Source organism: Streptomyces sp. S465, from assembly GCF_026898115.1.
Taxonomy (GTDB): Bacteria; Actinomycetota; Actinomycetes; order Streptomycetales; family Streptomycetaceae; genus Streptomyces; species Streptomyces luomodiensis.
On the sequence record NZ_CP114036.1, the window covers coordinates 7792662 to 7815268 of the forward strand.

19 protein-coding genes are annotated in these 22607 nt (G+C 72.9%); 15 read left to right on the plus strand and 4 right to left on the minus strand.

Annotation, left to right across the window (positions count from 1 at the left end; genetic code table 11):
- Positions 1-36: 36 nt before the first annotated feature.
- The 5 genes from gmk (at position 37) to N6H00_RS33130 (ending at position 6049) form a co-directional block, all read left to right on the plus strand.
- Positions 37-603 carry a guanylate kinase gene (gmk, locus tag N6H00_RS33110; RefSeq protein ID WP_268975506.1) on the plus strand — a complete coding sequence of 189 codons (567 nt, stop codon included), beginning with the start codon at positions 37-39 and terminating at the stop codon, positions 601-603.
- A 58-nt stretch (positions 604-661) separates the two neighbouring features.
- Positions 662-922, plus strand: a complete 261-nt coding sequence (gene rpoZ, locus N6H00_RS33115) for a DNA-directed RNA polymerase subunit omega (RefSeq protein ID WP_432280772.1) — start codon at positions 662-664, stop codon at positions 920-922.
- 131 nt (positions 923-1053) lie between these two features.
- Complete coding sequence (gene coaBC / locus N6H00_RS33120) at positions 1054-2262, plus strand: bifunctional phosphopantothenoylcysteine decarboxylase/phosphopantothenate--cysteine ligase CoaBC (protein ID WP_268975508.1); 1209 nt, start codon at positions 1054-1056, stop codon at positions 2260-2262.
- A gap of 241 nt (positions 2263-2503) precedes the next feature.
- Positions 2504-3712 (plus strand): methionine adenosyltransferase, encoded by a 1209-nt coding sequence (metK, locus tag N6H00_RS33125; protein ID WP_268975509.1) that lies wholly within the window; start codon positions 2504-2506, stop codon positions 3710-3712.
- Between the two features lie 162 nt (positions 3713-3874).
- Positions 3875-6049 carry a primosomal protein N' gene (locus N6H00_RS33130; protein ID WP_268975510.1) on the plus strand — a complete coding sequence of 725 codons (2175 nt, stop codon included), beginning with the start codon at positions 3875-3877 and terminating at the stop codon, positions 6047-6049.
- A 60-nt stretch (positions 6050-6109) separates the two neighbouring features.
- Here the strand turns inward: N6H00_RS33130 and N6H00_RS33135 are convergent, their stop codons facing one another.
- The gene (locus N6H00_RS33135) at positions 6110-6628 is read right to left on the minus strand and encodes a hypothetical protein (RefSeq protein ID WP_268975511.1); all 519 of its coding nucleotides are present in this window, start codon (positions 6626-6628) and stop codon (positions 6110-6112) included.
- A gap of 289 nt (positions 6629-6917) precedes the next feature.
- On the opposite strand from N6H00_RS33135, the gene fmt reads away from it, so the two are divergent.
- The 3 genes from fmt (at position 6918) to N6H00_RS33150 (ending at position 11412) form a co-directional block, all read left to right on the plus strand.
- A complete protein-coding gene (gene fmt, locus N6H00_RS33140) occupies positions 6918-7850 on the plus strand; it encodes a methionyl-tRNA formyltransferase (RefSeq protein ID WP_268975512.1) in 933 nt (310 codons plus the stop codon).
- A gap of 93 nt (positions 7851-7943) precedes the next feature.
- Positions 7944-9896 (plus strand): ABC transporter ATP-binding protein, encoded by a 1953-nt coding sequence (locus N6H00_RS33145; RefSeq protein WP_268975513.1) that lies wholly within the window; start codon positions 7944-7946, stop codon positions 9894-9896.
- Positions 9897-9939: 43 nt separating this feature from the next.
- Positions 9940-11412 (plus strand): RsmB/NOP family class I SAM-dependent RNA methyltransferase, encoded by a 1473-nt coding sequence (locus N6H00_RS33150; RefSeq protein ID WP_268975514.1) that lies wholly within the window; start codon positions 9940-9942, stop codon positions 11410-11412.
- Between the two features lie 28 nt (positions 11413-11440).
- Here the strand turns inward: N6H00_RS33150 and N6H00_RS33155 are convergent, their stop codons facing one another.
- A complete protein-coding gene (locus N6H00_RS33155) occupies positions 11441-12400 on the minus strand; it encodes a serine hydrolase (protein ID WP_268975515.1) in 960 nt (319 codons plus the stop codon).
- Between the two features lie 146 nt (positions 12401-12546).
- Here N6H00_RS33155 and rpe point away from each other — a divergent pair, with 146 nt between their 5' ends.
- The 3 genes from rpe (at position 12547) to N6H00_RS33170 (ending at position 16427) form a co-directional block, all read left to right on the plus strand.
- Entirely contained in the window at positions 12547-13245 is a 699-nt protein-coding gene (rpe, locus tag N6H00_RS33160) for a ribulose-phosphate 3-epimerase (protein ID WP_268975516.1), read from the plus strand.
- 111 nt (positions 13246-13356) lie between these two features.
- A complete protein-coding gene (locus N6H00_RS33165) occupies positions 13357-14346 on the plus strand; it encodes a sugar-binding transcriptional regulator (RefSeq protein WP_268977212.1) in 990 nt (329 codons plus the stop codon).
- Between the two features lie 617 nt (positions 14347-14963).
- Positions 14964-16427: a GuaB1 family IMP dehydrogenase-related protein gene (locus N6H00_RS33170; protein ID WP_268975517.1), complete on the plus strand. Its 1464-nt coding sequence runs from the start codon at positions 14964-14966 to the stop codon at positions 16425-16427.
- 94 nt (positions 16428-16521) lie between these two features.
- On the opposite strand, the gene N6H00_RS33175 is transcribed toward N6H00_RS33170, so the two are convergent.
- Together N6H00_RS33175 and N6H00_RS33180 are read right to left on the minus strand one after the other, a co-directional pair.
- Complete coding sequence (locus tag N6H00_RS33175) at positions 16522-17307, minus strand: DUF2637 domain-containing protein (protein WP_268975518.1); 786 nt, start codon at positions 17305-17307, stop codon at positions 16522-16524.
- Positions 17304-17510: a hypothetical protein gene (locus N6H00_RS33180; protein WP_268975519.1), complete on the minus strand. Its 207-nt coding sequence runs from the start codon at positions 17508-17510 to the stop codon at positions 17304-17306. Before N6H00_RS33180 ends, N6H00_RS33175 begins: the two co-directional genes overlap by 4 nt.
- Before the next feature lie 313 nt (positions 17511-17823).
- Here N6H00_RS33180 and N6H00_RS33185 point away from each other — a divergent pair, with 313 nt between their 5' ends.
- The 4 genes from N6H00_RS33185 (at position 17824) to N6H00_RS33200 (ending at position 22604) form a co-directional block, all read left to right on the plus strand.
- The gene (locus tag N6H00_RS33185; protein WP_268975520.1) at positions 17824-19296 is read left to right on the plus strand and encodes an amino acid permease; all 1473 of its coding nucleotides are present in this window, start codon (positions 17824-17826) and stop codon (positions 19294-19296) included.
- 10 nt (positions 19297-19306) lie between these two features.
- A complete protein-coding gene (locus N6H00_RS33190) occupies positions 19307-19762 on the plus strand; it encodes an Lrp/AsnC family transcriptional regulator (protein WP_268975521.1) in 456 nt (151 codons plus the stop codon).
- Positions 19763-20008: 246 nt separating this feature from the next.
- Positions 20009-20806 carry a carbon-nitrogen hydrolase family protein gene (locus N6H00_RS33195; RefSeq protein ID WP_268975522.1) on the plus strand — a complete coding sequence of 266 codons (798 nt, stop codon included), beginning with the start codon at positions 20009-20011 and terminating at the stop codon, positions 20804-20806.
- Positions 20807-20894: 88 nt separating this feature from the next.
- Positions 20895-22604, plus strand: a complete 1710-nt coding sequence (locus tag N6H00_RS33200; RefSeq protein ID WP_268975524.1) for a flavin monoamine oxidase family protein — start codon at positions 20895-20897, stop codon at positions 22602-22604.
- The last annotated feature ends 3 nt before the right edge of the window (positions 22605-22607 follow it).

A 22607-nucleotide genomic window follows, 5' to 3' on the forward strand; every position in this document is an offset into this window, starting at 1 on the left:
TTTCCAGGCACTCCCGGGAACCTGGATAATCGCTGCATGGCAGCACACTCCGCACGACCGCGACTGACCGTGCTCTCCGGCCCCTCCGGGGTCGGTAAGAGCACGGTCGTCGCCCATATGCGCAAGGAACACCCCGAGGTCTGGCTCTCGGTCTCCGCGACCACCCGCCGGCCGCGTCCGGGCGAGCGGGACGGTGTTCACTACTTCTTCGCGGACGACGGGGAGTTCGACAAGCTCATCGCCAATGGTGAGCTGCTGGAGTGGGCCGAGTTCGCGGGCAACCGCTACGGCACCCCGCGCGAGGCGGTCATGGACCGCCTGGAGGCGGGCGAGCCGGTGCTGCTGGAGATCGATCTGCAGGGCGCCCGGCAGATCCGCGAGTCCATGCCGGAGGCGCAGCTGGTCTTCCTCGCGCCGCCGAGCTGGGAGGAGCTGGTGCGCCGGCTCACCGGCCGGGGCACCGAGGCGCCCGAGGTGATCGAGCGGCGCCTGGAGGCCGCGCGGACCGAGCTGGCGGCCGAGTCCGAGTTCGATACCACCTTGGTCAACACCTCCGTCGAGGACGTGGCGAACGAGCTGCTAGCCTTGATGCGAGTGGCTTGATCTTCGATTCACTCTTGCCCTGAGGCGACATAAGGAAGGCTAGAGAGTGTCCTCTCCCATGACCGCGCCCGAGGGGATCATCAACCCTCCGATTGATGAGCTGCTCGAGGCCACCGACTCCAAGTACAGCCTGGTGATCTACGCGGCCAAGCGCGCGCGGCAGATCAACGCGTACTACTCCCAGCTCGGTGAGGGCCTGCTCGAGTACGTCGGCCCCCTCGTGGACACCCACGTCCACGAGAAGCCCCTGTCGATCGCGCTCCGCGAGATCAACGCGGGCCTGCTGACCTCCGAGGCCATCGAGGCCCCGGCTCAGTAAGTTCCAGATCGTTTTCGATCGCCCACCACCGGCCCGGCAGTCCTGCCGGGCTCGTGGTGTGTCATGGGTACGTGCGGCGACCGGCGTACCGTGACGGGGCGTACGACGTACCCGGTGGGGAGAGCCGAGCGATGGACAAGCCGAGGGTGGTCCTGGGCGTCAGCGGTGGGATCGCCGCCTACAAGGCGTGCGAGCTGCTGCGCCGCCTCACCGAGTCCGGCCACGCCGTACGCGTCGTGCCGACCGCCTCGGCGCTGCACTTCGTCGGCGAGGCGACCTGGTCGGCGCTGTCCGGGCAGCCGGCGACGACCGAGGTCTGGACGTCCGTCCACGAGGTGCCCCACGTCCGCATCGGCCAGTCCGCCGACCTGGTCGTGATCGCCCCCGCCACCGCCGATCTGCTCGCCAAGGCCGCCCACGGCCTGGCGGACGACCTGCTCACCAATACGCTGCTCACCGCGCGATGTCCGGTGGTCTTCGCACCCGCGATGCACACCGAGATGTGGGAGCACCCCGCCACCCAGGAGAACGTGGCGACGCTGCGCCGCCGCGGCTCGATCGTCATCGAGCCCGCCGTGGGACGGCTCACCGGTGTGGACACCGGCAAGGGGCGGCTGCCGGACCCCGGGGAGATCTTCGAGGTCTGCCGGCGGGTGCTGGCCCGCGGCGCCGAAGCGGCCACCCCCGACCTGGCCGGCCGCCATGTCGTGGTGAGCGCCGGCGGCACCCGTGAGCCGCTGGACCCGGTGCGCTTCCTGGGCAACCGCTCCACCGGCCGGCAGGGGTACGCCCTGGCCCGTGCCGCCGTCGCCCGGGGCGCGCGGGTGACGCTCGTCTCGGCCAACAGCGAGCTGCCGGATCCGGCCGGTGCCGATGTGGTGCGCGCGGGCACCGCGGCACAGCTGCGGGAGGCCGTGCTCAAGGCCGCCGCGGACGCCGACGCCGTGGTGATGGCCGCCGCCGTCGCCGACTTCCGGCCCGCGCACTACGCCGAGGGGAAGATCAAGAAGCGCGACGGGGTGGAGCCGGAGCCGATCGCCCTGGTGCGCAATCCGGACATCCTCGCGGAGATCTCCGCGGAGCGCGCCCGCCCCGGCCAGATCGTCGTCGGGTTCGCCGCCGAAACCGACGACGTGCTCGCCAACGGCCGCGCCAAGCTCGCCCGCAAGGGGTGCGATCTGCTGGTGGTGAACGAGGTCGGGGAGCACAAGACCTTCGGCGCCGAGACCAACGAGGCCGTGGTGCTCGCCGCCGACGGCACCGAGACGCCCGTGCCGCACGGCCCCAAGGGTGCGCTCGCCGACACCGTCTGGGACCTGGTGGTCCGCCGCCTGGGATGAGCCCGGCCCCGCGGCCGCCGTGCGGCCGATCGGGCTCATGACACGTCCGCATCCCGGAGGCGTGGCTGTATTTCCGCTTGAGGCAGGGTATCTTCCCGGACACGGCCTGCCCGTTCTGTGGGACGGGGATGCTTGACCGGTGGACGTGCCGGATAAACTGGCCCAGGAACCGCGCCGGGCGCAGCCCCCGAGCGGTCCCGACCATGATCAGCCAGCAGCCGCTGCAACCCCAGGGAGCGATGTGTCCCGCCGCCTGTTCACCTCGGAATCCGTGACCGAGGGCCACCCCGACAAGATCGCCGACCAGATCAGCGACACCATCCTCGACGCCCTGCTCAAGGAGGACCCGACCTCCCGGGTCGCCGTCGAGACCTTGATCACCACCGGCCTGGTGCACGTGGCCGGGGAGGTGACCACCAAGGCGTACGCCCCGATCGCGGCCCTCGTCCGGAATAAGATCCTCGAGATCGGCTACGACTCGTCGAAGAAGGGCTTCGACGGCGCCTCCTGTGGCGTCTCGGTGTCGATCGGCTCACAGTCCCCGGACATCGCGCAGGGTGTGGACTCCGCCTATGAGCTGCGGGTCGAGGGCGACGAGGACGAGCTGGACAAGCAGGGCGCGGGCGACCAGGGCCTGATGTTCGGGTACGCATGCGACGAGACGCCCGAGCTGATGCCGCTGCCGATCAACCTGGCGCACCGGCTCTCCCGCCGGCTGTCCGAGGTCCGCAAGAACGGGACCATCCCCTACCTGCGCCCCGACGGCAAGACCCAGGTCACCATCGAATACGACGGCCACAAGGCGGTCCGCCTGGACACCGTCGTGGTCTCCTCGCAGCATGCCTCCGACATCGACCTGGACTCGCTGCTGGCCCCCGACATCCGGGAATTCGTGGTCGAGCACGTGCTGAACGAGCTGGTCGAGGACGGCATCAAGCTGGAGACCGAGGGCTACCGCCTGCTGGTCAACCCCACCGGACGGTTCGAGATCGGCGGCCCGATGGGTGACGCCGGCCTCACCGGCCGCAAGATCATCATTGACACCTACGGCGGCATGGCCCGCCACGGCGGCGGCGCCTTCTCCGGCAAGGACCCCTCCAAGGTCGACCGCTCCGCCGCCTACGCCATGCGCTGGGTCGCCAAGAACGTGGTGGCCGCCGGCCTCGCCCAGCGCTGCGAGGTGCAGGTCGCGTACGCCATCGGCAAGGCCGAGCCGGTCGGCCTCTTCGTCGAGACCTTCGGCACCGCCGCGGTCGACGCCGAGAAGATCGAGAAGGCCATCTCCGAGGTCTTCGACCTCCGCCCGGCCGCGATCATCCGCGACCTCGACCTGCTGCGCCCGATCTACGCCCAGACCGCGGCGTACGGCCACTTCGGCCGTGAGCTCCCCGACTTCACCTGGGAGCGCACCGACCGCGTCGACGCCCTCCGCGCCGCGGCGGGCCTGTAGGACCCGACCCCCGGGGCCGGCAGAGCCCCGGGACGGTCACGGCTTCGGCGAAGGCCCGGACGTCCCCGCGGCGTCCGGGCTTTCGCGTCCTTTCTGCCCGTGCCTGGCCGGCCCTGTCCGCGCGGTCCGTCCCTGTCCGTGCGGTCTGCTAAGACTTGATCTGTGAGCAGGGACAACGAGCGGCCGAAGGACCCGGCGCAGCCGTCGGGAGGCGAGCAGCTCGCGCTCATCCGGGAGACCGTGCGCAAGGCCAAAGTGCCCCGGGCCAAGCCGCGGACCTGGCGCGGGGCCGCGCTGGCCGGCGAGCTGCCGGTGGCGCGGGTGCTCGTCGACAAGGGCCCGGTTCACCTCGACAAGCTGTGGGACTACGCGGTGCCGGCCGAGATGGACGCCGAGGCCCGGCCCGGAGTGCGGGTGCGGGTGCGGTTCGGGGCCGGGACGGGGAAGGTGCGCGAGGGGCGGCGCGAGGGCGGCGGGCTGCTCGACGGCTACCTCATCGAGCGCGTCGCCGAGTCCGAGTACCGGGGCCCGCTGGCCGCGCTCGCGCAGGTGGTCTCCCCGGAGCCGGTGCTGGGGCCGGGGCTGCTGGCGCTGTGCCGGGCGGTCGCCGACCGGTACGCCGGATCGCTCGCCGATGTGCTCCAGCTGGCCCTGCCCAAGCGCAATGCCCGCGCCGAAGGTGAGCCGTCACCGCCGCCGCTGCCCCCGCCGGGACCGCCCGCGCCCGGCAGCTGGGAGCGCTATCCGGCCGGGCCCGGGTTCCTGGAGGCGCTGGCCCGCGGCGACCGGCCGCGCGCCGTATGGACCGCGCTGCCCGGACCGCACTGGCCCCGGGAGTGGGCCACCGCCGTGGCCGCCACGCTCGCCTCCGGCCGCGGGGCGCTCGTCGTCGTCCCCGACGGGCGGACCGCCGCACGGGTGGACGCGGCGCTCGCGGAGGCGCTCGGCGGTCCGGGGCGGCATGTGCTGCTCACCGCCGACCTCGGGCCCGAGGAGCGCTACCGCCGCTGGCTGGCGGTCAGCCGGGGCTCGGTCCGGGCGGTGGTGGGCACCCGGGCGGCGATGTTCGCACCCGTCCGGGACCTGGGGCTGGTGGGGATCTGGGACGACGGGGACCGCAGCCACAGCGACGACCGGCTGCCCCAGCCGCACGCCCGCGATGTGCTGCTGCTGCGCGCCGTCCATGAGCGGACGGGCTTTCTGCTGGGCGATCTGGGCCGTACCGTCGAGGCCGCCCAGCTGGTGGAGAACGGCTGGGCCCGGCCGCTGGAGGCCGGGCGTGAGCAGGTCCGGGCGGCCGCCCCGCTGATCCGTACGGTCGACGAGGGCGAGGTGGCCCGCGACGCGGAGGCCCGCGCCGCCCGGCTGCCCACGCTCGCCTGGCAGACCGTACGGGAGGCGCTGACCCGGGGCCCGGTGCTGGTGCAGGTGCCGCGCCGGGGCTATGTGCCGAGGCTGGCCTGTGAGCGCTGCCGGGAGCCCGCGCGCTGTGTGCACTGCTCGGGTCCGCTGGAGGCGCGGGACGCGGACCATCTGGTGTGCGGATGGTGCGGGCGGGCCGAGTCCTCCTGGCACTGCCCCGCATGCGGGGGCGTACGGCTGCGGGCGTCCGTCGTGGGCGCCCGGCGCACCGCCGAGGAGCTGGGCCGGGCCTTCCCGGCCGTCCCCGTCCGCACCTCCGGCCGGGACCATGTGCTGACCTCCGTGCCGGACCGCCCCGCGCTCGTCGTCAGCACACCGGGCGCCGAGCCCGTGGCGGAGGGGGGCTACGCCGCGGCGCTGCTGCTCGATGGCTGGGCCCTGCTCGGCCGCCCCGATCTGCGCGCCGGTGAGGACGCGCTGCACCACTGGCTGGAGGCGGCGTCACTGGTCCGCGGCCACGGCGCGGGGGGCGGGGGCGGCGAGAGCGATCGGGGCGGCACCGTGGTGATCATGGCCGAGCCGACGCTGCGGCCCGTCCAGGCGCTGGTGCGCTGGGACCCGGCCGGATACGCGGCGCGTGAGCTGGCCGAGCGGTCCCAGCTGGGCTTTCCGCCCATCTCACGGATGGCGGCGGTGACCGGCCCCGCGGAGGCGGTGGAAGAGCTGATCGCCTCGGCCGGACTGCCCGGGGAGGCCGAGAAGCTGGGTCCCGTGCCGCTGCCCCCGGCGCCCCCCGGCCGCCCGCGCCGCCCCGGGGACCCGCCGCCGGGCGAGGTCTGGGAGCGTGCGCTGCTCCGGGTGCCCCCCGGCCAGGGCAGCGCCCTCGCGGCGGCCCTCAAGGAGGCGAAGGCCCGCCGTCTGGCCCGGGGGGTAAGGGACCCCGCGGTGCGGATCGACCCTCTGGACATCGGCTGAGCCGGTCCTTCCGCGGTCCGCGGACGGCACCTCCCGGCGGTGGCCGGGGCTGACGCGGCGTCAGCCGTGGCGGGGGCCGGGGAAGGGGCTGGAGCTGGGCCGGGGGTCCTCGCGGAGGTGCGGCGTCGACTGCGGCGGGACCGTGCGCGCGGCGGGCACCGAGGGGACGGCGGCGGACTCGGCGGGACGGCCGGTGGACGGCTCGCCGCCCTCGGACGCGTTCTTCGCGGCGGCCCGGCGGGCGCCGTAACGGCGGTGCACCGCCTGCTTGGTGACGCCGAGTGCCGAGCCCACCGCGTCCCAGGAGAAGCCGAGCGAGCGGTCGAAGTCGACCGCCGCCGTGACCAGTGTCTCGACGCTGTCCCGCAGCTCCTGGGCGAGCCGCACGGTGGGGGCCGGGGCGCGTCCGTAGACCACGAAGCCGGCGGACGGGCCGGTGCGCCGGGGGCGGTAGACATTGCCGAGCTGGGCGGTGAGCGTGCGCAGCGCGTCCACCTGCCGGCGGACCCGCTCGATGTCCCGGACCAGGAGGTGCAGGCTGGCCCGTGCCTGGGCGTCATGAGTTGCGTGGTCGGCCATGTACAAGCCTCTCGAACCGGCGTTGACGGGGGATGGGGTGGATGAGGGATGCGGTGCTGGACGGGGAAGACGGGCGGACGGCGGGAAACGCGTCGGGCCGCTCGGCGGCGGCCCGACGCGGGTCAATCTGCCTTGACCAACGCGGCACCCGCCCGTCGGTCACGGTCCGGGGGCGTGCGGGAGTCCGCCCGTACGCCCCCTCGCCTCGGCGGACCATAGACTTCAGACGCTGTTCCCGAGTGCCCGACGTTCGTGTCGTATCCGCTGTGTGAGAGGTAGTTCGCCACCCATGAGGCTCGTCTTCGCCGGTACCCCCGAGGTCGCCCTGCCCGCTCTGGACGCGCTGATCGCGTCGGAGAAGCACGAGGTGGTGGCCGTGGTGACCCGTCCCGACGCGCCCGCCGGACGCGGTCGCCGGATGGTGGCCGGCCCGGTCGCCGAGCGGGCCGAGGAGGCGGGCATCGAGGTGCTCAAGCCCGCCAGGCCGCGCGACCCGGAATTCCTCGCCCGGCTCGGCGAGATCGCGCCGGACTGCTGCCCGGTGGTGGCCTACGGCGCGCTGCTGCCCAAGGCCGCGCTGGACATCCCGGCGCACGGCTGGGTCAATCTGCACTTCTCGCTGCTCCCCGCGTGGCGGGGCGCGGCCCCGGTGCAGCACGCCGTGCTCGCGGGCGACGAGATGACCGGCGCCTCGACCTTCCAGATCGAGGAGGGGCTGGACTCCGGGCCGGTGTTCGGGGTGGTGACGGAGGAGGTGCGGGCCACCGACACCAGCGGCGATCTGCTGACCCGGCTCGCCCTCGCCGGTGCGGGGCTGCTCGCGGCGACGATGGACGGCATCGAGGACGGCACCCTGCGCCCGGTGCCGCAGCCGGCCGAGGGCGTCTCGCTCGCCCCGAAGATCACCGTCGAGGACGCGCGGATCGACTGGACGGCGCCCGCCCTGCGCGTCGACCGGCTGGTGCGGGCGTGCACGCCCGCACCGGGGGCGTGGACCACCTTCCGGGGGGAGCGGCTGAAGGTCGTCTCGACGCGGCCGGTGGCGGACCGTACGGACCTGGAGCCCGGCCGTCTGGCCGCGACCAAGAAGGCGGTGTACGTGGGCACGGGCAGCCATGCCGTGGAGCTGACCTGGGTGCGTCCGCAGGGCAAGAAGCCGATGCTCGCGGCGGACTGGGCGCGCGGGGTGCGGATCGCGGAGGGCGAGCGGCTCGGCGCCTGACCGGGGGCGGGAGGTGGGCGCGCCGGGGCGGTGGGAGTTGACCTCAACCTAAGGTGAAGTCCTACGTTCCTCACGAGACCTCGGAGGTGCGTGATGGACATGCAGGCGACCGCCTGGCAATCCCTTTACCGGACGGCCAATGCCGCAGACGACCGGCGGCCCTTCTCCCGCGAGACACTGCGCCGCATCGGCGCCTTCGCCCGTCCGCACCGCCGCCCGCTGCTGCTGTTCCTGGTGCTGAGCACGGTCACGGCGGTGCTCGCGGTGGCCACACCGCTGCTGGCCGGCCGGGTGGTGGACGCGATCGTCCACCGTTCGGGACAGCAGACGGTCCTCGGGCTGGCCGGGCTCATCGCCGCGATCGCCGTGGCCGAGGCGGCCCTGGGGCTGCTGACCCGCTGGCTGTCGGCGAACATCGGCGAGGGGCTGATCCTCGATCTGCGCACCGCCGTCTTCGACCACGTCCAGCGGATGCCGGTGGCGTTCTTCACCCGGACCCGCACCGGTGCGCTGGTCAGCCGGCTCAACAACGATGTGATCGGCGCGCAGCGGGCGTTCAGCGACACCCTCTCCGGGGTGGTCGGCAATGTGGTGACGCTGCTGCTCACCCTGGTCGTGATGGTCGGGATCTCCTGGCAGATCACCCTGCTGACGCTGCTGCTCCTGCCGCTCTTCCTGCTGCCCGCCCGCCGGGTGGGCGGGCGGCTGGCGAAGCTGCGGCGCGAGGCGGCCGCGCACAACGCCGCGATGGGCACCCAGATGACCGAGCGCTTCTCCGCGCCCGGGGCGACGCTGGTCAAGCTGTTCGGCCGGCCCGCCGAGGAGTCCGCCGCATTCGCCGTGCGGGCCCGGCGGGTGCGGGACATCGGGGTGCGCACCGCGATGGTCCAGGTCTCCTTCGTAACTGCCCTGACCCTGGTCTCCGCCCTGGCCCTCGCCCTGGTCTACGGCCTCGGCGGCTGGTTCGCGCTGCACGGGCGGCTCGACCCCGGCGCCGTCGTCTCGCTCGCGCTGCTGCTCACCCGGCTCTACGCGCCGCTGACCGCGCTGGCCGGGGCGCGGGTGGAGGTCATGAGCGCGCTGGTCAGCTTCGAGCGGGTCTTCGAGGTGCTCGACCTGGAGCCGCTGATCACCGAGAAGCCGGACGCCCGGGAGGTCCCGGAGGGGCCGGTGTCGGTCGAGTTCGACCGCGTCGACTTCGGCTACCCGGCCGCGGACAAGGTCTCCCTCGCCTCCCTGGAGGAGGTGGCCACCCTGGACACCCGTGGTGGCGTCCAGGTCCTGCACCAGGTGTCCTTCCGCGCCGAACCGGGCCAGATGGTCGCGCTGGTGGGCTCCTCCGGCGCCGGGAAGTCGACCATCGCGCAGCTGCTGCCGAGGCTCTACGACGCCGACGGCGGCGCCGTACGGATCTCCGGGGTGGACGTCCGCGACCTGACCGCCGGCTCGCTCCGCGCCACCCTCGGCCTGGTCACCCAGGACGGCCATCTCTTCCATGACTCGATCCGCGCCAATCTGCTGCTGGCCCGGCCCGAGGCCACCGACGAGGAGCTGTGGGAGGTGCTGCGCCGAGCCCGGCTGGAGGGGCTGATCGCGGCCCTGCCGGACGGTCTCGACACCGTCGTGGGCGAACGCGGCTACCGGCTCTCCGGCGGTGAGCGCCAGCGGCTGACCATCGCCCGGCTGCTGCTGGCCCGCCCCCGTGTGGTGATCCTCGACGAGGCCACCGCGCATCTGGACGCCACCTCGGAAGCCGCCGTGCAGGAGGCGCTCGCCGAGGCGCTGGAGGGGCGCACCGCGGTGGTGATCGCCCACCGGCTGTCCACGATCCGGGCCGCGGATCTCATCCTCGTCGTGGAGGACGGCCGGATCGTGGAGCGCGGTACGCACACCGCGCTGCTGGCCGCCGGCGGTCGCTACGAGGAGCTGTACCGCACCCAGTTCGAGCAGCCGGCGGTCAAGGACGCGTTGGCCGTGGACGGGAGGGCCGTGGACGGGACGGCCGTGCCCGGCGGCCCCACGACCGCCGAGGCCCCGGCGACGTAGGCTGGTCCCTTCAGCCCGATCCGTCCCCCGGAGCACATTTCCCGTGACCGACCAGCCCCGTCGTCGCCGCCCCCACGCCCCGAACCGGCCAGGCAAGCCCTACCGCCGTCCGCAGAAGGACCCCGTGCGGATCCTCGCCTTCGAGGCGCTGCGGGCGGTCGACGAACGGGATGCCTACGCCAACCTCGTGCTCCCGCCCCTGCTGCGCAAGGCGCGGGAGAGCGCGGAGGCCGGCCACGGGCCGCGGTTCGACACCCGGGACGCGGCCCTCGCCACCGAGCTGGTCTACGGCACCCTGCGCCACCAGGGCACCTATGACGCGATCATCGCCGAATGCGTGGACCGCCCGCTGCGCGAGGTGGATCCGCCGGTGCTCGATGTGCTGAGCCTCGGCGCCCACCAGCTGCTGGGCACCCGTATCCCCACACACGCCGCCGTCTCCGCGAGCGTCGAGCTGGCCCGGGTGGTGCTCGGCGACGGACGGGCCAAGTTCGTCAACGCCGTGCTGCGCCGGATCGCCGGCCATGACCTCGACGGCTGGCTGGAGCGGGTCGCCCCGCCCTACGACGAGGACCCCGAGGAGCATCTGGGCGTCCGCCACTCGCATCCGCGCTGGGTCGTCTCCGCCCTGTGGGACGCGCTCGGCGGCGGCAGCGCCGGTATGGAGGAGCTGCTGGCCGCCGACAACGAACGGCCCGAGGTCACCCTCGTCGCCCGGCCCGGCCGGGCCACGGCCGGGGAGCTGCTGGCCTCGGTGGGCGAGGGGGCCGCGGTGCCGGGCCGCTGGTCCCCGTACGCGGTGCGGCTCACCGAGGGCGGGGAGCCCGGGGCGCTGGAGGCGGTGCGCGAGGGGCGCGCCGGGGTGCAGGACGAGGGCAGCCAGCTGGTGGCCCTCGCACTGGCCAACGCCCCGCTGGAGGGGGCGGACCGGCGCTGGCTGGACGGCTGCGCCGGCCCCGGCGGCAAGGCCGCGCTGCTCGGCGCGCTCGCCGCGGAGCGCGGCGCCTTCCTGCTGGCCGCCGAGAAGCAGCCGCACCGGGCCCGGCTGGTGGCCAGGGCCCTGGCGGGCAACCCCGGCCCGTACCAGGTGATCGCCGCGGACGGCACCCGGCCGCCGTGGCGGCCCGGCGGTTTCGACCGGGTGCTGGTGGATGTGCCGTGCACCGGGCTCGGTGCGCTCCGCCGCCGCCCCGAGGCCCGCTGGCGGCGCCGCCCCGAGGACCTCGACGGCTTCGCCCCGTTGCAGCGCGGGCTGCTGCGGGAGGCCCTGGCCGCGGTGCGGATCGGCGGGGTGGTCGGCTACGCGACCTGTTCCCCGCATCCGGCCGAGACCAGGGCCGTGGTCGAGGACGTCCTCAAGGGGCGTGGCGGCCCGGCCGCCACCGCGGAGTGGATCGACGCCCGACCGCTGCTGCCCGGGGTGCCCGAGCTGGGCGACGGCCCCGACGTCCAGCTGTGGCCGCACCGGCACGGTACGGACGCGATGTATCTGGCCCTGCTGCGCCGCACCGGCTGACCGCACCCGGCCCGGTCCCGGGGCGCGGCTATTCCTCCGGGACCGCCGGCAGGGCTTCCCGGGGCCGGTCGGTCGGGGCGTAGCGGGTATCGGCGCGGGCGGTGGGGCTGAGGTCCTCGTGCACCGCGCGGGCCACCGCCTCGATGGTGACCACGCCCGCCTCCATGGTGTGGTTGTCCTGGGTGAGCACGGTGAGCGTGTAGTCGTGGCCGCCGCCGGTGAAGGCGCCGATGCTGTGCACCCGCCAGCCGTGCGTGGACCGCTCCAGCCAGCCGTTCTTCACATGGATCCGGGTGCCGCCCGGGGCACCGGCCGGGGTGCCCCAGCGCTGGGCGTGGACGACCTTGCCCATCAGGGTGAGGAGGTACCGGCGGGAGGCGTCGCTGAGCACCGTGTTCGGGTGGGTGATCAGGTCCAGGAGCCGCTCCTGGTCGTTCGCGGTGATCCGGGTGAGGCCCCAGTAGCCGTCCTTGCCGGGCACGGTGCCGGTCATTCCGGCCGTCCGCAGGAACGCCGTGACCCGGGCGGGTGTGAGCTGCTTCCACAGCTTGCTGGTCGAGCCGTTGTCCGACTTGGTGATCATGGCGGTGGCCAGGGTCTTCTCGCGCTTGGTCAGGGCCCGGTGGTGATGTTGCGCGTCCCACAGCAGCGTCGCCAGGACCGTCACCTTCACCACGCTCGCGGAGTCGAACCGCTGGTTCGCGCGCAGGGTGCAGGAGGTGTGCGTGGTGTGATCGCGGAGGCTGATCGCGGTGGTGGCGGACCGGCCGCGCAGCGCGGCCGCGATGTCCTTGGACAGCTTGCCGGCCAGCCCGGACCGGTGCGAGACGCAGACCGGGCGCGTTGCGGTGGCCGCGGTGGTGGCGGCCGAGGTGGCGGAGGCGGCCGGGGCGGGCCCCGCCCCGGCGACCGGCGCCATGACGGCGGCCGCCGCCAGCGCCGCGCACACCGTGGCGCGGGGGTGTCGGGGTAGTCGGTGTCTCGTCATCCGGATCGCCTGTTTCCCTTGTCCCCATGATCCCGTCTCCGACGCCGTCCGTCGATCCGGGCGGGACCCAAGTGATCACGGCGGTGGGCGCCTTCGCGCTGATCCCGGCTCCATGGACCGGCGCCGGTTGTGGAAGGCTTGGTGCCATGGCCCTCCAGATCAGTCCCAGCATCCTGTCCGCAGACTTCTCCCGCCTGGCGGATGAGGCCAAGGCGGTGGAAGGCGCCGACTGGCTCCACGTCGACGTCATGGACAACCACTTCGTCCCCAACCTCACCCTCGGTGTCCCGGTGGTCGAAGCGCTGGGCAAGGCCACGGACACACCGATGGACTGCCATCTCATGATCGAGGACCCGGACCGCTGGGCGCCGCAGTACGTCGAGGCGGGCGCCGGTTCGGTCACCTTCCACGTGGAGGCCGCGGCCGCGCCGGTCCGGCTGGCGCGCGAGATCCGGGCCAAGGGCGCGCGGGCCTCGATGGCGCTCAAGCCGGCCACGCCCATCGAGCCGTACGAGGACCTGCTGCCCGAACTGGACATGCTGCTGGTGATGACCGTGGAACCCGGCTTCGGCGGTCAGGCGTTCCTGGACATCATGCTGCCGAAGATCCGCCGCACCCGGCAGCTCATCGACAAGCACGGACTGGAGCTGTGGCTCCAGGTGGACGGCGGGGTCTCGGCCGCCACCATCGAGCGGTGCGCCGAGGCGGGCGCCGATGTGTTCGTGGCGGGCTCGGCGGTCTACGGTGCCCAGGACCCGGCCAAGGCCGTCAGCGAACTGCGCGCGCTCGCCGAGAAGGCGACCGGCGCCCCCGGAACACCCGGCCACGCGGCTACCGGTCGGTGAACTCACGGGCAATGGGCAAACCAACTCCGCCGTTTCTGACAGGATGAACGGTGAGTCCGGACAGTGAATAGTGAGGAGACCGCGGTGTCGACGGGCCGTTCAGCCACGCGGATGGGACCCGCCGAACTGGTGCAGGCGGCGGCCATGGCGCGCCGCTTCTACCTCGAGGGCAAGTCCAAGATCCAGATTGCCGAGGAGTTCGGCGTCAGCCGCTTCAAGGTCGCGCGTGTGCTGGAGACGGCGCTCGAGCGCGATCTGGTGCGCATCGAGATCCGAGTTCCCGCCGAACTCGACGCCGAGCGCTCCGACGCGCTGCGCGCCCGCTACGGGCTGCGCCACGCGGTCGTCGTGGAGTCCCCGGCCGACGCCGAGGCCGACACCCCGGACCCGGAGAACCTGGGCGAGGTGGCCGCGGACCTGCTGGGCGAGCTGGTGACCGAGGGGGATGTGCTGGGGCTGGCCTGGGGACGTTCCACGATCCACATGGCGGCCGCGCTGCACCGGCTGCCCCCGTGCACCGTGGTCCAGCTCACCGGCGTGTACGACGCGGGTACGGCGGAGCGCGGTTCGGTCGAGGCGGTGCGCCGCGCCGCCGCCGTCTCGGGCGGGGAGGCGCACCCCATCTACGCGCCGATGCTGCTGCCGGACACGGCCACCGCGGACGCCCTGCGCGGCCAGACCGGGATCGCCCGCGCCTTCGAGTACTTCGACAAGGTCACCGTGGCCTGTGTCTCCATCGGCTCCTGGGAGGCCGGGATCTCCACGGTCTACGACATGCTGTCGGAGGAGGAGCGGGCCCACTACGAGAGCCTGGGCGCCGCCGCCGAGATGTCGGCCCACCTCTTCGACGCCGAGGGCCGCCGCATCGGCCGCGACCTGGGCGAGCGCTGCATCACCGTGGAGGCCGACCGGCTGCGCCGGATCCCCGAGGTGGTGGCCATCGCGGGCGGCCGCCGCAAGGCCGAGGCGATCGGGGCGGTGCTGAGGTCCGGCCTGGTCACCAGCCTGGTGACGGACACCGCCGCGGCGGACCACCTGCTCGCCGAGATCACCCCCGGCGCCCGCCCCGCCCTGGACCGCGCGGACCCGGACGGCGCATAGCCGGCCGCCTACGCCCTGACGGGCGGAGTGTCCCGGCCCCGCGACACCCGGCACGGTCGGGAGATGTCGGCTTGCGACACCCGGCACGGCGCCTCTGGCCACCGCCGGGATCCGTGGCGCCTCCGGCGCGGCTGGGAGGTGTCGGCTTGCGACCCCCGGCCGGCGCCTCCGGCACGGCCCAGGACACGTCCAGATCGACATCCGACAGCTCCGTCATCGGCTCGGCCAGGTGGCGACAGACGTGATCCACTGCCTTCGGCAGAGGGGCGACGGCAGCCGTTCGCACCCGGTGCCGCTCGGGCATACCCCACCTCACCGGGTGGGCACGCGCGGCTTTCGTTCGCGGGTTTGCGTACCGGGCGCCCGTGTCGGGCGCCCGGACTCCTTGTGTACGCGATCCCCTCGCGGTTCCGGCAGCTCCATGGCCCGGCGGTGGCCGCGACACGTCGGTCACTCGCCCTCGGGCGGACGCTCGGGTAACGTTTCGACGTAAGGCAGGTTGCCTGCCGGCACGGAGCAACCCCCGCGGCCCCTCTTCGGAGGACTATATGAGTGCGGGGGTCTTTTGTTGTGCCGCCGCGGAGCGACCTGCGTCGTTTCGCGTGAATGTGAGACTCATGCGTTTCCTCGAGCCCGGTACGGGACGCCACGTGGAATCGTCCCCGGTTCCCTACGACCTGACCTACGACGATGTGTTCATGGTGCCGAGCCGCTCCGCGGTCGGCTCCCGCCAGGGGGTGGACCTGGCCTCGCCCGACGGCACGGGCACCACCATTCCGCTCGTCGTCGCCAACATGACCGCGATCGCCGGCCGCCGCATGGCCGAGACGGTGGCCCGCCGCGGTGGCCTCGTCGTCATCCCGCAGGACATCCCGATCGACGTCGTCACCGATGTCGTCCGCTGGGTCAAGAACCGCCATCTGGTGCTGGACACCCCGATCGTCCTCGCCCCCTCGGGGACCGTCGCCGACGCGCTGTCGCTGCTGCCCAAGCGGGCACACGGCGCGGGGGTGGTGGTCGAGGACGGGCGTCCGGTGGGGGTGGTGACCGAGTCCGACCTGACCGGCGTGGACCGCTTCACGCAGCTGTCCGAGGTGATGTCGCGGGAGCTGATGGTGCTCGACGCGGACATAGACCCCCAGGAGGCGTTCAACCGTCTCGACGCCGCGCACCGCAAGCTGGCGCCCGCCGTCGACGCGGACGGGAAGCTGGTGGGCATCCTGACCCGCAAGGGCGCGCTGCGCGCGACGCTCTACAAGCCCGCGGTGGACGCCGCGGGCCGGCTGCGGATCGCCGCCGCCATCGGGGTCAACGGCGATGTGGAGGGCCGTACGAAGGCGCTCCTGGACGCCGGGGCGGACACCCTCGTCGTGGACACCGCCCACGGCCACCAGGAGTCGATGATCAGCGCGCTCAGGGCGGTCCGGGACCTCGGCCCGCGGGTGCCGGTGGTGGCGGGCAACGTCGTGGCCGCCCAGGGGGTGCGCGATCTCATCGAGGCCGGTGCCGACATCGTCAAGGTCGGCGTCGGACCGGGGGCGATGTGCACCACCCGCATGATGACCGGCGTGGGCCGGCCGCAGTTCTCCGCGGTGCTCGAATGCGCCGCCGAGGCGCGGAAGTTCGGCAAGCACGTGTGGGCCGACGGCGGCGTACGCCACCCCCGCGACGTCGCCATGGCGCTGGCCGCCGGGGCGTCCAACGTCATGATCGGCTCCTGGTTCGCGGGGACGTACGAGTCGCCCGGCGACCTCCAGCACACCGCCGAGGGCCGGCCGTACAAGGAGAGCTTCGGGATGGCGTCGGCGCGCGCGGTGCGCAATCGCACCAGCGAGGAGTCGGCGTACGAGCGGGCCCGCAAGGGGCTGTTCGAGGAGGGCATCTCCACCTCGCGGATGTTCCTGGACCCGGCCCGGCCGGGGGTCGAGGACCTGATCGACGCGATCGTCGCGGGTGTGCGCAGCTCCTGCACCTACGCGGGCGCCGCGTCGCTGGAGGAGTTCCACGAGCGGGCCGTGGTGGGCGTGCAGAGCGCCGCCGGCTACGCGGAGGGCCAGCCGCTCCACGTCTCCTGGGACTGAGCTCAGCGGGGGCCGGCTCCGGTCCGGCCCGCACACGACCGTGGCCCCACTCGGCTCGGGTGAGTGGGGCCACGGCGATCTCTCGTGGTGTGCCTCACCTCGCCACTCCGCGCTGCTCACCCCTGGTGCGGGGGAGCGCGTGGCGCGGGGGGCTGGTGAGGGTGATCTGCCGCACCAGCTGGTGGAACGAGACCAGCGCGGCGACCGGGGGAAGACCGGCGACGGCCATGCTGGGCGCGTTCTTCGGGGCGTGGGCGACACACAGGAACACCGCGATGGTGGAGAAGAGCACCACCACGGCCCAGGAGTGGGCCGCGCCCCGGCGGTGCAGGGCGGCCCGCAGCACCGACAGCGAGGCGACCAGCCAGGGTCCGTAGACCAGCAGGGGCCACCACGCCGCCATGGACTCCGAGGTGCTCGGGGAGGCCAGATAGCGCAGCGGACGGTAGGAGATCATTCCGCCGAGCACGCTCAGCATGGCGACGATGACCGTGGTGACGGCCGCGAAGAGCAGGCTGATCACATGCAGCCACGGCATCGTCGGCAGCCGGAACCGGACCCGGCGGCGCTTGCCGCGCCCGCGCACATGCGCGGGGGAGGGGGAGGGGGTGCGGAGCGGGCCGACCGGTCCGATGGGGCCGGTGGTGTGCACCGGCTCCTCGGCGGAGGTGGTCTGGAGCAGCCGGGCCAGGTCTCCCTCCAGGTCCCAGCGGCTCTCGATGGTCTCCGGGTCGGGCAGGGAGAAGTCGGGCAGCGGGAAAGGGTTCATCTCATGGTCGACGGCCGCCTCGAACCGCTCCCCGGGAGGGGGCGCGGGGGCGGGTCGGTGGCCGGTGGGAGGGGGCCCGTAGCCGCCCGGCCTCGGCTCGGTGTACGTCATGCCGTGACGCCCGGTTCCGGGGTGTCGGAGCGCTGGAGGAAGTCCGCCTCGATCCGGCCCAGCGCCCGGAGGAAGTCCTCCCACACTCTCGCGCGGTATTCGAGCGGATAGCGCTCGCCGTCACCCCCCTGGTCACGGGGCCGGAACACGGGTTCGGCCGGGAGGCGGGAGTGATCGGGTGGTTGCAGGCTGTCAGTGGTCACGTCCCCACCAACGACCGCTAAAATAGTGCAGTATCGCGGCATTCGGGTGAAACGCGCGCTGACGCGCGCAGTGTTTCGCAACGATTCCACGCCGCGCGCCCCCGCGCGCAACGTTGCGACGGGGATGCGCAACCATGGTGCATTACGGCCGTCGGCGGACGGCTCATAGGGTCTTGCGCTGACGTGGAGTGGCGGGGACCGGCTGCTCGGCGATTCCAACCTGCGGGTTTGCCTTCCGGGCACCCGTATGTCCGCAGTTCGGTCGCCACCACCACCTGATGGCAGCGATGGCAGCGATAAAGGAGCCACCCAAGTGTCGGAGCACGGCGCAGCACCGCCCGCTACCCAACAACCGGAACCAGACCCTCCGGTCGGTGGGCTGGGCGCCCGGCTGATGCGGCGCAAGCCGGTGGAGCGGCTGGTCGCCGAGGGCGGCCAGGGCGAGGGCGGGAGCCTGCGGCGCTCGATGGGCGTATGGCAGCTCACCATGATCAGCATCGGTGCCACCCTGGGCACCGGTATTTTCGTGGTGCTCGGCGAGGCGGTACCGGACGCCGGACCGGCGGTCGTGGTGTCCTTCGTCATAGCCGGGCTCACCGCGCTGTTCTCCGCGCTGTCCTACGCCGAGCTGGCGGGCACCATCCCGGTCTCCGGCTCCTCCTACTCCTACGCCTACGCCACCATGGGCGAGCTGATCGCCTGGATCTGCGGCTGGTGTCTGATCCTGGAGTACGGGGTCTCGGTGGCGGCCGTCGCCGTCGGCTGGGGCGAGTACCTCAACGAACTGCTCGACGGCGCCTTCGGCGTCACCATCCCCGACGCGCTGGCCGCCCCGCCCGGGGACGGCGGCGTCTTCAATCTGCCCGGTCTGCTGGTGGTGCTGCTGGCCATGGCGTTCCTGCTGGGCGGCGCCAGGGAGAGCGCCCGCGCCAACGCGATCATGGTGGGTGTGAAGATCGCGGCGCTGATCCTGTTCTGCGCCGTCGCCTTCACCGGCATCCGGGCCGGGAACTACACCCCGTTCATGCCGCTGGGCATGGCGGGCGTCAGCGCCGCCGGCGCCACCCTCTTCTTCTCCTACATCGGCTTCGACGCCGCCTCCACGGCCGGTGAGGAGGCCAGGAACCCGCAGCGCGACCTGCCCCGCGCGATCATGCTCTCGCTGGTCATCGTGACCGCGCTGTACTGCCTGGTCGCCGCCGTGGCGGTGGGCGCCCTGCCGTGGCAGCGGTTCTCCGGCACCGAGGCCGCGCTCGCCTCGATCATGAAGGAGGTCACCGGACAGGGCTTCTGGGCCGTGCTGCTCGCCGCCGGTGCGGTCGTCGCGATCGCCTCCGTGGTGCTGACCGTGCTCTACGGGCAGACCCGCATCCTCTTCGCGATGTCCCGGGACGGGCTGGTGCCCAAGGTCTTCTCGACGGTCCACGCCGGGACCGGGGTGCCCCGCGCCAACACCCTCATCGTCTCGCTCTTCTGCGGTGTCCTCGCCGCCGCGGTCCCGCTCGGCCAGCTCGCCGACGCCACCAGCATCGGTACGCTCTTCGCCTTCGCGCTGGTCAACATCGCCGTGATCGTGCTGCGCCGGACCCGGCCCGCCATGCCCCGCACCTTCCGGGTGCCGCTGTCCCCGCTCTTCCCGCTGATCGGCTTCGCGCTGTGCCTGTGGATGATGGGCAGTCTCCAGCCGGTGACCTGGATGGTGTTCGGGGGCTGGATGGCCGTCGGCCTTGTGCTGTACTTCGCCTACGGCTTGCGCCGATCCCGACTGGCCACGGCAGAGAAGTGATTCCCCCGCAGTGCGACTGAACGATCTCGACGAACGCATCGTCCACGCCCTCGCCGAGGACGCCCGCCGCTCCTACGCCGACATCGGCGAACTGGTCGGACTGTCCGCGCCCGCCGTCAAACGCCGGGTGGACCGGCTGCGCGCCGAGGGCGCCATCACCGGCTTCACGGTGCGGGTCGACCCGGCGGCGATGGGGTGGGAGACCGAGGGCTTCATCGAGCTGTTCTGCCGCCACAAGACCTCCCCGGCCGACATCCGCCGGGGCCTGTCGCGCTACCCCGAGGTGGTGTCCGCGTCGACCGTCACCGGTGACGCGGACGCCATCGTCCAGGTCTTCGCCTCCGATATGCGCCACTTCGAGCGGGTGCTGGAACGGATCGCGGGGGAGGCGTTCGTGGAGCGCACCAAGTCCGTGCTGGTGCTCTCGCCCCTGCTGCGGCGGTTCGGCTCGGGGACGCCCTCGTAGGCGCGAACGGAATGCTGCCGAGTGGTGCTGCACGGCGCTCAACGGCGCTGAACGGCGCCGGGGCGGCGGTGCCGGCCGAGCGGGAGGTCCGGTGCGAGGGCCCGGTGCGCAACGAATCGCCGCGCACCGCGCCCCACGTGTCATGAATCGACGCCGGACGCAATGATCGCGTCTTGTTGGGCGATCCGGAGGCGACGTACTGTTTTTACGCCCCTCCGCCCGCCCGTCTCGCCTCAAGGTCTGCCCATGCCGCCGCTGCGCACCGCTCTGCTCCAGAACTCCGGTCACCCCGGCGACCCCGCCCAGAACCTCAAGGTCCTCGACGAGGCCGCCGCCCGCGCGGCGGGCGACGGGGCCGGGCTGCTGGTCACCTCCGAGATGTTCCTGACGGGCTATGCCATCGGCGGCGGCGTACGGGAGCTGGCCGAGCCCGCCGACGGGCCGAGCGGCCGGGCCGTGGCCGAGATCGCCGGGAGCCACGGCCTCGCCATCCTCTACGGCTACCCCGAGCGCCACGCGGGAGCGGTCCACAACTCCGCCCGGCTCGTGGGCCCGGACGGCACCGAACTCGCCAACTACCGCAAGACCCACCTCTACGGCTGCTTCGAGCGGGACGCGTTCACCCCCGGCGAGACCCCGGTCGTCCAGGCCACCCTCGGCGAGCTGACCGTCGGCATCCTGATCTGCTACGACGTGGAGTTCCCGGAGAACGTCCGGGCCCACGCCCTGGCCGGGACCGATCTGCTGCTGGTGCCCACCGCGCAGATGCACCCCTTCGAGTTCGTCGCCGAATCCCTGATCCCGGTACGGGCCTTCGAAAGCCAGATGTACATCGCGTACGTCAACCGCAGCGGACCCGAGGGGGAGTTCGACTTCATCGGCCTCAGCTGCCTGGCCGGGCCCGACGGCGCCACCTGTCTGCGGGCCGGCCGCGGGGAGGAACTCCTCCTCGGCGACGTCGCCCCCAAGCTGCTGGCCACCTCGCGTCGGATCAACCCGTATCTGCGCGACCGCCGCCCCGGTCTGTACAGCTCTCTCGGCTGATCCGGCCCCGCCGCACCCGCCCCACTCGTACCGCCCGCACCGCCCAGTACCACCCGTACCACCCTCAGCAGCCAGGAGTCCGTAGCCCATGACGTCCACGGTGCCCAACGCCGTCCACGACGAGCGGGACGCGCACGCTCCCGACCCCCTTCCGCCCGTCACCATGTTCGGTCCGGACTTCCCCTACGCCTACGACGACTACCTCGCCCACCCCGCGGGCCTGGGCCAGATACCCGCGACCGAGCACGGCGCCGAGGTCGCGGTCGTCGGCGGCGGTCTGTCCGGCATCGTCGCCGCCTACGAGCTGATGAAGATGGGCCTGCGGCCCGTGGTCCACGAGGCCGACCGGATCGGCGGACGGCTGCGTACCGTCGGCTTCGAGGGCTGTGACGACTCGCTGACCGCCGAGCTGGGCGCGATGCGCTTCCCGCCGTCCTCCACCGCCCTCCAGCACTACATCGACCTGGTGGGCCTGCGGACCGAGCCGTTCCCCAACCCGCTGGCCCCCGACACCCCCTCGACCGTCGTCGACCTCAAGGGCCGGTCCCACTACGCCCGCACCATCGACGATCTGCCCCCGGTCTACCGCGAGGTGGCCGACGCCTGGCGGACCTGTCTGGAGGAGGGCGCGGACTTCTCGGACATGAACCGCGCCATCCGCGAGCGGGACGTCCCCCGGATCCGGGAGATCTGGGCGCGGCTGGTGGAGAAGCTCGACAACCAGACCTTCTACGGCTTCCTCTGCGACTCCCCGGCCTTCGCCTCCTTCCGCCACCGGGAGATCTTCGGCCAGGTCGGCTTCGGCACCGGCGGCTGGGACACCGACTTCCCCAACTCCATCCTGGAGATCCTGCGGGTCGTCTACACCGAGGCCGACGACCACCACCGCTCCATCGTCGGCGGCAGCCGGCAGCTTCCACTGCGGCTGTGGGAGCGAGAGCCCCAGAAGATCGTCCACTGGCCCCGGGGCACCTCGCTGTCCTCGCTGCACGGCGGTGCGCCCCGGCCGGCCGTGACCCGGCTGCACCGGGCCGCGGGCGACCGTATCGTGGTGACCGACGCGAGCGGTGACATCCGCTCGTACCGGGCGGTGGTCTTCACCGCGCAGTCCTGGATGCTGCTGTCCCAGATCGACTGCGACGACTCGCTCTTCCCGATCGACCACTGGACGGCGATCGAGCGCACCCACTACATGGAGTCCAGCAAGCTCTTCGTGCCGGTGGACCGGCCGTTCTGGCGGGACAAGGACGAGCGCACCGGCCGGGACACGATGAGCATGACGCTCACCGACCGGATGACCCGCGGCACCTATCTGCTGGAGACCGGCCCGGACCGGCCCGCCGTCATCTGCCTCTCGTACACCTGGTGCGACGACAGCCTCAAGTGGCTGCCGCTGTCGGCCAACGAGCGGATGGAGGTGATGCTCAAGTCGCTCTCGGAGATCTATCCGGGCGTCGACATCCGCAAGCACATCATCGGCAGCCCGGTCACCGTCTCCTGGGAGAACGAGCCCTACTTCATGGGCGCGTTCAAGGCCAACCTGCCCGGCCACTACCGCTACCAGCGGCGGCTGTTCACCCACTTCATGCAGGACCGGCTGCCCGCCGACCGGCGGGGCGTCTTCCTCGCGGGCGACGACATCTCCTGGACGGCGGGCTGGGCCGAGGGCGCCGTCCAGACCGCGCTCAACGCGGTCTGGGGCGTCATGCACCACTTCGGCGGCTCCACCGACCCCACGAACCCCGGGCCGGGCGACCTGTACGACCGGATCGCGCCCGTCGAACTGCCCGAGGACTGAAGC